The following is a 9,980-nucleotide window of genomic DNA, read 5'->3' as shown; positions in this document are numbered from 1 at the left end:
AGATGGCGGCTTCGGCGACGGCCAGCTTGGTCTGGGTAAGTATGGCAAACCCGGCCGAGGCGATCGCGTTGACCACGATCAGCCGCAGGCCGACCGCGCTCTCCGCCTCGCCCTCACGGCTGCCTGCGCCGACCTTCAGCACCTCGGCGGCGGCACGGCCTTCGGGATAGGGAAGGTCGGTATCGACCACGAGCGCGCGGCGCAGCGGCACCGAGAACATCACGCCCAATATGCCCCCCGTGGCGGTGATCCCGGCGGTCAGAAGATAGGGGAAGCCTTGCCACCAGCCGATCATGACGAGGCCGGGAAGTACGAAGATGATCGCCGCCAGCGTCCCCGCCGCCGAGGCGACCGTCTGGACGATGTTGTTCTCCAGCACCGAACTGTTCGGCAGATAGCGCAGGATCGCCATCGAGATGACCGCTGCCGGGATCGAGGTGGCGAAGGTCAGCCCGACCTTGAGGCCCAGATACACGTTCGCGGCGGTGAACAGCAGCGTGATGATCCCGCCCAGTGCGATCCCGCGAAGGGTGAGTTCGGCGATCGGCGGGGTGGTAGCGGTCGGAGTACGGCTCATGCCCGCAGATGTGGCAGAGTGCGGCGCGCTCGCCTAGCGTTTCCGTATCGGGGTGAGCGGGCGGCGTGCGCTTCGACTTCACTCAGCGCGAACGGTGGATGGTCCTCGGCCTCGGCAGGAGGTCCATCGTCGAAATAAGGCCCTCATTCCCAAGCGCCGTTCGCTCTGAGCGAAGTCGAAGGCCACGGGATGCTGTCTGCCTCCATCACGCCACCCCGGCGGAGGCCGGGGTCCAGTTGCAGTGCATTATCGATAGCGGGATACCGAAGCCACGCGCTCGTCTTACCGTATACTGCCAACTTGGTGGCACGTGGACCCGTGCTTTCGCCGGGGTGGTGGCGTGATGGCTTGTAAAAACTCAATCCTGTGGCCCTCGACGACGCCCAGGCTGAACGGAGGCAGGGAAATTACCCCCGGAAGAGATTTCCCAGCACCCCCCGCACCACAGCGCCGACGATCCCACCGCCCGCGCTGTTCGACCTTCGCCGCGAGCCGCCACCGAACACCTGCTTGCCGATCTCGTTCGCCACCTGTCGTCCGATCGACGAACTGGCCGATCGCGCCGCGCTGGTCGCCATCTTGGCCCAGGGCGAGTTGGCCGCCTCGCGCTGTTCCGCGATCCGCGCGCGTTCGGCTTCCTTTGCCGCCCTGGCATCGGCCTTGGCGGCTTGCGCGGCTTGTTTGTCGGCCTCCGTCTGCGCCTTGGCCTCGGCGGCAGCGGCAGCGGCTTCCTGCGTCTTGGCGGCGAGCAGCTCCTCGGCGGACTCGCGGTCGATCGCCTGATCATATTTCGCGCCGACCGCATCGGTTTCGACCAGGACCTTGCGCTCCTCCGGTGTCACCGGGGCGACCCGGCTGCGCGGCGGGGCGATCAGGGTGCGCTCTACGGGCGAGGGGGATCCATCGGGCTGGAGCAGCGAGACCAGGGCCTCGCCGACCTTCAACTCGGTGATCGCGCTGGCGACATCGACGCCGGGATTGGCGCGGAACGTCTCCGCCGCCGAGCGCACCGCCGCCTGGTCGCGCGGGGTGAAGGCGCGCAACGCGTGCTGCACCCGGTTGCCCAACTGCCCTGCGATCTTGTCGGGCACGTCGATGGGGTTCTGGGTGATGAAATAGACGCCGACGCCCTTGGACCGGATCAGCCGCACCACCCGCTCGATCGTATCGACCAAGGCGGGCGCGGCATCGTCGAACAGCAGGTGCGCCTCGTCGAAGAAGAAGACGAGCCTAGGTTTGTCGGGATCGCCGATTTCGGGGAGTTGCTCGAACAGTTCGGACAGCAGCCAGAGCAGGAAGGTGGCATAGAGCTTGGGGCTCGCCATCAGCTGGTCGGCGGCGAGGATGTTGACGACGCCGCGCCCCGAATCGTCGGTGGCGATCAGGTCGGCGAGTTCGAGCGCGGGCTCGCCGAAGAAATGCTCCGCCCCTTGGGTGCGAAGCTGCAACAGCGCCCGCTGGATCGCGCCGACCGATTGCCTGGAGACATTGCCGTAGATGGTCGTCAGTTCGTCCGCCCGCGCGGCGCATTCGGCCAGCATCGCCTGGAGATCGTCGAGGTCGAGCAGCAGCAACCCTTCCTTGTCCGCGACATGGAAGGCGATGGTCATCACGCCCTCCTGCGTCTCGTTCAGCCCCATCATCCGCGACAGCAACAGGGGCCCCATTTCGGACACGGTCGCGCGCACCGGATGCCCCTGCGTTCCGAACAGGTCCCAATATTGCACCGGCGCGGCTTCATAGGCCCAGTCGGTCAGCCCCAATTCGGCGGCGCGCGCGGTGAAGGCGGCGTGGGTCTTGCCCAGCGACGATCCCGCCATGCCCAGGCCGGACAGATCGCCCTTCACATCGGCGACGAAGCTGGGGACGCCCGCGCGGGAGAAGCCCTCGACCATGGTTTGCAGCGTCACCGTCTTGCCAGTGCCGGTCGCACCCGCAATCAGGCCGTGCCGGTTCGCACGCTTGAGGTCGATCGTCTGCGGCTTGCCGCCGCCCATGCCGATGAAGATGCCGTCCATGCCCGCATCTTATCGCGGTGTTGGGCGACGGGAATAGGAAAAGGCCGCCGCATCATCGAGATGCGACGGCCTTTTTCCCTGGCCTCCCCTGGTGGGGCAGGGAAAAGACGGGTGTTACTTGATGCGCAGCGGGATCAGGGCGCCCGCGATGCGACCGCGCGTGATCTGGGCCAGCACCTGCGGACGACCCGCTGCCTTGGCGGCGGCCACGATCCGCTGGATGTCGGCGGCACTGCGGACGGCGGTGCCGTTGATCGCGGTGATGACGTCGCCCCGCTTCAGCTTGGACGCGGCATCGCTCGACGGATCGACCGCCGCGATCACCACGCCCTGCGTCGTCGGATCGACGTTGATCGCGCGGGCGATCGCGGGGGTCAGCGCCTGCACCGACAGGCCCAGTCCGCCGCCCGCCGTGGGTGCGACCTGCGCATCGTCGTCATCGTCCGGGAAGGCGTCGGAACCGTCGCCCATCGTCGCGCGCAGTTCGTCGTTCGACGGACGGGTCGCGGCGGTCGCGGTCAGCGACACCGGCTTGCCACCGCGCAACACGTCGAGCTGGACGCGGCCGCCCGGCGGGACATTGGCGATCAGATAGGACAGCGTCTGCTCGGGCGTCACCGCCTGGCCGTTGACCTTGGTGACCACGTCGAAGGCCTTCAGCCCGGCCTTGGCGGCGGGGCCGTCCGGCTCGACCTTGGCGATGATCTCGCCCTGGCCCTTGGGCACGCCCAGCGAGGCGGCGACATCGTCATTGACCGGGCCGCCGATCTGCACGCCCAGATAGCCGCGCTCGATCTTCTGGCCCTTCATCAGCCGGTCGATGATCGGCTTGGCGTCCTCCGCCGGAATGGCGAAGCCGATGCCGATATTGCCGCCCGACTGCGAATAAATCTGGCTGTTGATGCCGATGACGTTGCCGTTCATGTCGAACATCGGGCCGCCCGAATTGCCCTGGTTGATCGCCGCATCGGTCTGGATGAAGCGATCGTTCGCGCCGCCCTGGCCGGTCACGCGGTGCACCGCCGACACGATACCGGCGGTCACGGTGCTCGACAGGCCGAAGGGCTGGCCGATCGCCAGCACCCAGTCGCCGGGCCGCGCCCGCGACGAATCGCCGAAGCGGACGAAGGGCAGGTTCCTGCCGTCGATCTTCAGGACCGCGAGGTCCGAGGTCTCGTCGCGGCCCACGACCTTGGCGGTATATTCCTTGCGGTCGTTGAGCGTGACGGTGATCGAGTCGACCGACGCCCCCGCCGCGCCCGGCGCGATCACATGGTTGTTGGTGACAATGTACCCGTCGGGCGAGATCAGGAAGCCCGAACCCAGCGACGCTCCCTCGCGCTTCTGCGGCTGCGGTCCGCCCTGGCCGCCGAACTGGCCGAAAAAGCCCTCGAACGGCGTACCGGCGAACGGGTTCGCCTGCTGCTTCACGGTGATCGACTGTTTGGTGGAGATGTTGACGACGGCGGGCTGGAGCTTGGCGACCATGTCGGCAAAGCTCATCGGCGCACCGGCGCGGGGCGCGACGGCCTGGATCGCGCCCGGCTCGTTCTGCGCGACCTGCGCGGTGCCCGGCTGGAGGGCCAGGGTCGCGGTCGCACCACCGAGAAGGAGCGCACTGGTAATGGCGTAGGCGTAGCGCACTGGGCTAAGGTCCTCTCAATGAAGAAAATTCAGTTTGACCGTGGCCTATATGTCACGATTTTGCTGAACAACGCTTGAATATGAACAGGTCGAAAGGTGTATAAATCCTTATCGACCCGGCGCGGTGAATTCCTTCAGATAGCTGTTCTCAGGCGACAGAATGATCTGGGTGTTGCCATGTTCCTGCGTGCTGCCGTCCGCGCCGAAGGTATGGCGATAGGACTGCATGGCGCGATAGAAATCATAGAAACCCGCATCCTTGCCAAAGGCTTGGGCATAGATTTGCGCGGCCTGCGCATCGGCATCGGCGCGGACGATCTGCGCCTGCTTCTGCCCCTGCGCGGCGATGGTGATCGCCTCCTGCTGACGCGCGGTCTGCATCCGGGCAAGCGCGCTTTCCAGCGGGGTGCCCGGCGGCAGCTCGGCCTCCTTGATCCGGACATCGACGATCTGCACGCCGTACTGGCGGGCGATTCGGTCGAGTCGAACCTGGATCGCGTCCATCACCTGGCCACGCTCCGGGCTGAGCAATTCGGTCGAGCGGCGCTTGCCCAGTTCGTTTCGCAGCGCCGAGCCGAAAATCGGGCGAAGCTGGTTGACGACGCCGTCGACGGTGCCCGCCGTCGCCAGCATCCGGCGCGGATCGACCACGCGGAAGCGTGCGAACGCATCGACATTCATGCGCAACTGGTCGGTCGACAGGACCTGGGTCTTTTCCAGATCGAGGTCGAGCACCCGCTTGTCGACCCACACGATCCGGTCGACGAACGGGATACGCGCGATCAGCCCGGCGCCGCTCGCCCCCAGTTCCTCGTTCGGGCGATAGCCGTTGACGATCCGCCGGGGCTGTTCGAAGCGATAGATGACCGCCTGCTTGGTCTCGGGCACGATGGCGAAGGTCGCCGCCGCGACGATCACCGCGACCAGCAGGGCGACACCCAGCACGATCGGGTTGCGAAGGGTCAGGCCGTTCACTGGCCACCTCCCTGGGTGGTGGGGGTGGGCGTCGCGACTTCGGGCGGCGGCGGTGTCGGCCGCGCCTTGGACAGCGGCAGATAGGGGACGACGCCCGGTGCCTCGACGATGGTCTTGTCGGACTTGGCCAGCACGGCCTCCATGGTCTCGTAATACATGCGACGGCGGGTCACTTCGGGGGCGAGGCGATATTGTTCGTACATCTTGTCGAACTGCGCCGCCTCACCCTGGGCGCGCGCGATCACCTGCTGCGCATAGGAGCGGGCCTGGTTCACATCGGCGACCGCACGCTGCTGCGCCGCCGTCACCTTGTTGAAGTCGTCGACGATCTGCTGCGGCGGGGCGGCCTGCTTGATCGCCACGCCCTGGATGCGCACGCCCGAACGATACTCGTTCAGGATCGCCTGGGTCAGTTCCTGCACGCGCTGCTCGATGCCGGTGCGGCCCGAACCCAGCGCCTGGTCCAGCGTCGTCTCCGCGATCACCGCGCGCATCGCGCTCTCGGCGGCGGCGCGGACGGTTTCCTGCGGCTGGGCGAGGCGGAAGGCGTAATCGCGCGGATTGGCGATGTCCCAGCGCACCGAATAGGTCAGGTCGATGATGTTCTGGTCCCCGGTCAGGACCAGATTCGCGTCCGAGCCTTCGGGGAAATTCTCCGTACGGATCTTCTGCACGTCCAGCACGCGCACGCTGGCGATGGGGGCGGGGGCCGTGAACTGGATGCCCGGTTCCAATATGCCGGTATAGCGGCCGAAATAGGTGACGACGCCGCGTTGCTGCGGGCCGATCGGGTGGATCGAGGTATAGAGCACCCAGATGCCGAACAGGATCGCCGCGCCGATCGCCCAGAGCGTGCGGCCACCGGGCGCGCCCGGAATGCCGCCGAAGCCGCCGCCCGTGCCGCCGGGGCCTTCGCCCGGACCGCCGCCGCCGGCGCCGCGCGCCTTGCGGATGAATTCATCCAGTGCGGTGGGCTTGCCCGGTGCCTTGCGGCCACCCGGCGGCACCGCCCAGGGGTTGCGGGGGCCACCATCGGAGTCCTCGCCGGACCCGCCCCAGGGGCCCTTCGGCGTTTCGGCGGCTAGATTGGGGGGGCGTTGAAACCGGCCCGTCAGCTTTCTCATGCTCATCGTTATAGGAACGGTTCGCCGACAAAAACAGTGCCAAGCCGCGTATCGCATCCTATCTGGCGGCCATGAGCATCATCGAGACGGTAAAGGCGGCGGTGGCCGCGGTGGCGGGCAAGCGCGCGAATGTGCGGATGGAGGGCGCGCGGGCGGGCGTCGTCCTCGACACCACGGGGCTCGACGGCGCGGGCCGACAGGCGCTGGAGGAAGAGGTGAAGGCCGCCGCGATCCAGTCGGGGGCGGAGGACGTCCGCGTCGTCCTGACCGCCGAAAAGCGCGAGCGCCGGATCATCGCGGTGGCCAGCGGCAAGGGCGGGGTGGGCAAGTCCACCCTGTCCGCCAATCTCGCCATCGCGCTGGCGCGGGGCGGGATCAAGACCGGGCTGGTCGATGCCGATATCTATGGCCCGTCCCAGCCGCGCCTGATGGCCGCCGAAGGGGTGAAGCCCGTCGCGCAAGACGGCAAGTTGCAACCCGTGCCCACGCCCTATGGTGTGTCGCTGCTCTCGATGGGGCAGCTGGTCGAGCCGGACAAGGCGATCGCCTGGCGCGGGCCGATGGCGGCGGGCGCGCTCAGCCAGCTGGTCGATGGCGACTGGGGCGCGACCGAATTGCTGGTGCTCGACCTGCCGCCCGGCACCGGCGATGTGCAACTGACCATGGTGCAGAAGCATCGCCCGGCGGGCGCGGTGATCGTCTCGACCCCGCAGGACCTGGCACTGATCGATGCGCGGCGGGCGATCGACCTGTTCACCAAGGCGGGCGTGCCGATCATCGGCCTGGTCGAGAATATGGCGGGCTATCGCTGTCCGCATTGCGGCGAATATTCGGACCCGTTCGGATCCGGCGGGGCCGAGGCGGCGGCGGCGGAACTGGGGATTCCGTTCCTGGGCCGGGTGCCGCTGACCATCGCGATTCGCACGGCTTCCGATGCGGGACAGCCGCCGGCGGCGGGGGAGGGAGACACGACCTTCGCACCGCTGGCCAAGTCGGTGGCGGACTGGCTCGGGCGCGGATGAAACCGGCGGATCGTCGAGGCGTTGGAGCGGTATAGACCGCCCGCAACCGTTGGTCCGACAGGCCGGACGGGCGGTCCGCTAAAGGGGACCGTCCATGCCGCTGACCGATGATCAAGATATCCGCACTCTGTTGCAGGAGGCGCGCACCATCGCGCTGGTCGGCGCCTCGGATCGCCCCGACCGGCCCTCTTACGGCGTGATGAAGCGCCTTCAGGATCACGGATATCGCGTGATCCCGGTCAACCCGCAGATCACCGGCGAGCATGTGCATGGCGAGTTCGTCTTCCGCGAGCTGGGCCAATTGGGCGACCCCATCGACATCGTCGACATCTTCCGCCGCTCCGACGCGGTCGGGCCCATCGTGGATGAGGCGATCGCGATCGGGGCCAAGGCGGTCTGGATGCAATTGGGCGTCGTCAACGAGGAGGCCGCCGCGCGGGCGGAGGCCGCCGGGCTGAAGGTCGTGATGAACCGCTGCCCCGCGATCGAACTGCCCCGGCTGGGCGTCGAGCCGGTCGGTCAGAACTGAAACCACCAAGAGGGGAGAATGGCGATGGTACCGATCCTGTTGATGCTGGCCGCTCCGCAAGGCCATGCCGGTCATGCGATGACCCTGCCCCGGCTGACGCCCGCCTGCGCCACGGGGGCCTGTCCGGGCACGGCGAAGCCCTCGCCCTATCGCCTCGCGCAGGATCACGGCACGCCGATCGATTCCAAGGCGCGGGCCTTCGCCAATGACGGTACGTATTGCGCCGTGGTCGGCGACAAATATTGCCGCAGCAAGCCGCGCACGCTGTTCCGCACCCAGATCGACTGACGCCCTAAAAATGACATAAGCGTAACGATACTGACGGGTGTATCGTGGAACCGGGCATGATGCCCCGCGCCTGATCGATCTGGTCCGGGCGAACGCGATGCCGGGAGGTGTCATGGTGGCGATGACGATGGCCGTGCTGGGGGCGATGCTGGGGACCATGCCGGTAATGCCGGAGCCGGTTCAGGACGGAGCGCCACCGGCGGTCCCGTCGGTCGAGGCGATCATGGCGAAGACCCGCGAAGCGAGCGGGGTCCAGAAACGCTGCGTCTATGACCCTAACGGGACCGACATCACCGTCTGCGGTCGTCGCAATGCCGATCGCTTCCGCATGCCCTTCGAAATCCCGCCGGAGCCCGGCGATCCGCGCCACGAAGGGGTGATGGAGGAACGGACTAGGCTGCTCGCGCGCTCCAACCCGGTCAAGGATATGTCGCCCTTCTTGGTCGGGGGTGGCTTTGCCGGGGTGACGATGGACAGCAACCCGCGTGGCGGCGGCGGCCCGACATTGCGCAAGCCCGCGCCATGACGCGAAGGAGGAACGGCCGATGATCGCCTTGTTGCTGATCGCCCTCCAGGCGACCCAGGCCGCCCCGCCGCCACCGGCCGCCCCGGGCACGGAGCGTTTTTCGATCCTGGCGCGCGATCCCTGCCCGCCCTCGGCGGGAACCAGGGAGGATGTGATCGTCTGCGGGCGGCGGCAGGCCGATGACCGTATCCCCGACGTGCCGGGGGAGGAGCCCAAGGGCCCGACGCCTTCCAATCCTGAACTGACCGGGATCGGTGCGTTGCGGGCGTCGGGCACGCCCTGCGCCGCCAGCCAATGGGGGTGCCAGACGGGCGTGAACATCCTCGGCCCCGCGATGCTGCTCGCCAACGAGGCGCGGATCGGGATCAGCAAGCTGGTCGACAAGTCCCGCGACAAGAGCAACCGCGTCCCCATCGCGCTGGACGGGCCGGGGCCGCAGGGACATCTGGAACCCTGATCCCAAAATCCCATTCCTCTCCAAGCTCGGCTTGGGGAGGGGGACCGTCGGGCGGCAGCCCGGTGGTGGAGAGGCAGAGCCCTTCGCGACCGTTGTGTGCCCCTCCACCACGCCCTGCGGGCGCGGTCCCCCCTCCCCATCGGAGATGGGGAGGATCGGATGGTTAGGCCCCGGCCTGTCGCCGCGCGCGTGCCCGCGCCGAGGGCGGCGGGGTGAACCAGTCGGTCAGCGTCAGCCCGGTCTGCGCCATCGCCCGCAGCACGACCTGCCCCGCCGCGCGCGCATCGCTCAGCGCATCGTGATGCCGATGCTCCAGGTCCAGGAACGTCGCCAGCGTGTTGAGCTTGTGGTTGGGAAGTTCGGGCCAGGCCCGCCGCGCGATCGTCACGCTGTCCAGCCAGCGGGCGGCGATCGGAGGCAGCGCATCGCGCTCGCACGCGCGGCCCAGGGCGCCCTTATCAAACCCCGAATGCGCCACCGTCACCCGCCCGCCCAAATGCGCGGCCAGTTCGGGATGAAGATGCGCGAAGGTCGGCTTGCCCAGCACATGCTCGGCGGTGATGCCGTGGATGCCGATGTTGAAATGACTGAACTCGTCGCACGGGTCGACCAGCGTTTCATAGGCCAGCACCTCGACGCCCGCCGCATAGCCGACGATGCCGATCTGGCAGATGCTGCTGGTACGCTGGCACGCGGTTTCGACGTCGATGACCACGAAATCGGGGGAGATCATCCCGCCACTTTAGCGCCCTATCACCATTCGAGCAATAAAAGGTCGCCCCATGGCTCGACAGCGACCATTTCTATCCGCTACCCGCCG

General features: G+C 67.6%; 11 protein-coding genes. 5 read left to right on the top strand and 6 right to left on the bottom strand.

Annotated features, from left to right (window positions below; translation table 11 throughout):
* The 5 genes from OXQ33_RS14720 to OXQ33_RS14700 all read right to left on the bottom strand — a co-directional run.
* On the bottom strand, positions 1-577 hold a 577-nt coding region (locus tag OXQ33_RS14720; protein WP_267435440.1), incomplete at its 3' end, for an oligopeptide transporter, OPT family.
* A gap of 407 nt (positions 578-984) precedes the next feature.
* Complete coding sequence (locus OXQ33_RS14715; protein ID WP_267435439.1) at positions 985-2,595, bottom strand: helicase HerA-like domain-containing protein; 1,611 nt, start codon at positions 2,593-2,595, stop codon at positions 985-987.
* Positions 2,596-2,709: 114 nt separating this feature from the next.
* Positions 2,710-4,239, bottom strand: coding sequence for a Do family serine endopeptidase (locus OXQ33_RS14710; RefSeq protein ID WP_267435438.1), 1,530 nt, complete (start codon positions 4,237-4,239; stop codon positions 2,710-2,712).
* Between the two features lie 108 nt (positions 4,240-4,347).
* Positions 4,348-5,214: a protease modulator HflC gene (locus OXQ33_RS14705; protein WP_267435437.1), complete on the bottom strand. Its 867-nt coding sequence runs from the start codon at positions 5,212-5,214 to the stop codon at positions 4,348-4,350.
* Entirely contained in the window at positions 5,211-6,338 is a 1,128-nt protein-coding gene (locus tag OXQ33_RS14700; RefSeq protein ID WP_267435436.1) for a protease modulator HflK, read from the bottom strand. Before OXQ33_RS14700 ends, OXQ33_RS14705 begins: the two co-directional genes overlap by 4 nt.
* Before the next feature lie 71 nt (positions 6,339-6,409).
* Here OXQ33_RS14700 and OXQ33_RS14695 point away from each other — a divergent pair, with 71 nt between their 5' ends.
* The 5 genes from OXQ33_RS14695 (at position 6,410) to OXQ33_RS14675 (ending at position 9,160) form a co-directional block, all read left to right on the top strand.
* The gene (locus tag OXQ33_RS14695) at positions 6,410-7,360 is read left to right on the top strand and encodes an Mrp/NBP35 family ATP-binding protein (protein ID WP_267435435.1); all 951 of its coding nucleotides are present in this window, start codon (positions 6,410-6,412) and stop codon (positions 7,358-7,360) included.
* Between the two features lie 94 nt (positions 7,361-7,454).
* Complete coding sequence (locus OXQ33_RS14690) at positions 7,455-7,889, top strand: CoA-binding protein (RefSeq protein ID WP_267435434.1); 435 nt, start codon at positions 7,455-7,457, stop codon at positions 7,887-7,889.
* 18 nt (positions 7,890-7,907) lie between these two features.
* The gene (locus OXQ33_RS14685; RefSeq protein WP_267435433.1) at positions 7,908-8,177 is read left to right on the top strand and encodes a hypothetical protein; all 270 of its coding nucleotides are present in this window, start codon (positions 7,908-7,910) and stop codon (positions 8,175-8,177) included.
* 37 nt (positions 8,178-8,214) lie between these two features.
* Positions 8,215-8,703, top strand: a complete 489-nt coding sequence (locus OXQ33_RS14680) for a hypothetical protein (protein ID WP_267435432.1) — start codon at positions 8,215-8,217, stop codon at positions 8,701-8,703.
* 19 nt (positions 8,704-8,722) lie between these two features.
* Positions 8,723-9,160: a hypothetical protein gene (locus OXQ33_RS14675; protein ID WP_267435431.1), complete on the top strand. Its 438-nt coding sequence runs from the start codon at positions 8,723-8,725 to the stop codon at positions 9,158-9,160.
* Between the two features lie 163 nt (positions 9,161-9,323).
* On the opposite strand, the gene OXQ33_RS14670 is transcribed toward OXQ33_RS14675, so the two are convergent.
* Positions 9,324-9,893, bottom strand: a complete 570-nt coding sequence (locus tag OXQ33_RS14670) for a 3'-5' exonuclease (protein WP_267435430.1) — start codon at positions 9,891-9,893, stop codon at positions 9,324-9,326.
* Positions 9,894-9,980: the final 87 nt, after the last annotated feature.

The sequence above is a fragment of the Sphingomonas sp. GM_Shp_1 genome (assembly GCF_026540895.1).
Classification (GTDB): domain Bacteria; phylum Pseudomonadota; class Alphaproteobacteria; order Sphingomonadales; family Sphingomonadaceae; genus Sphingomonas.
Note: the sequence above shows the minus strand (reverse complement) of the source record. Positions and strands in the feature narration are given on the sequence as shown.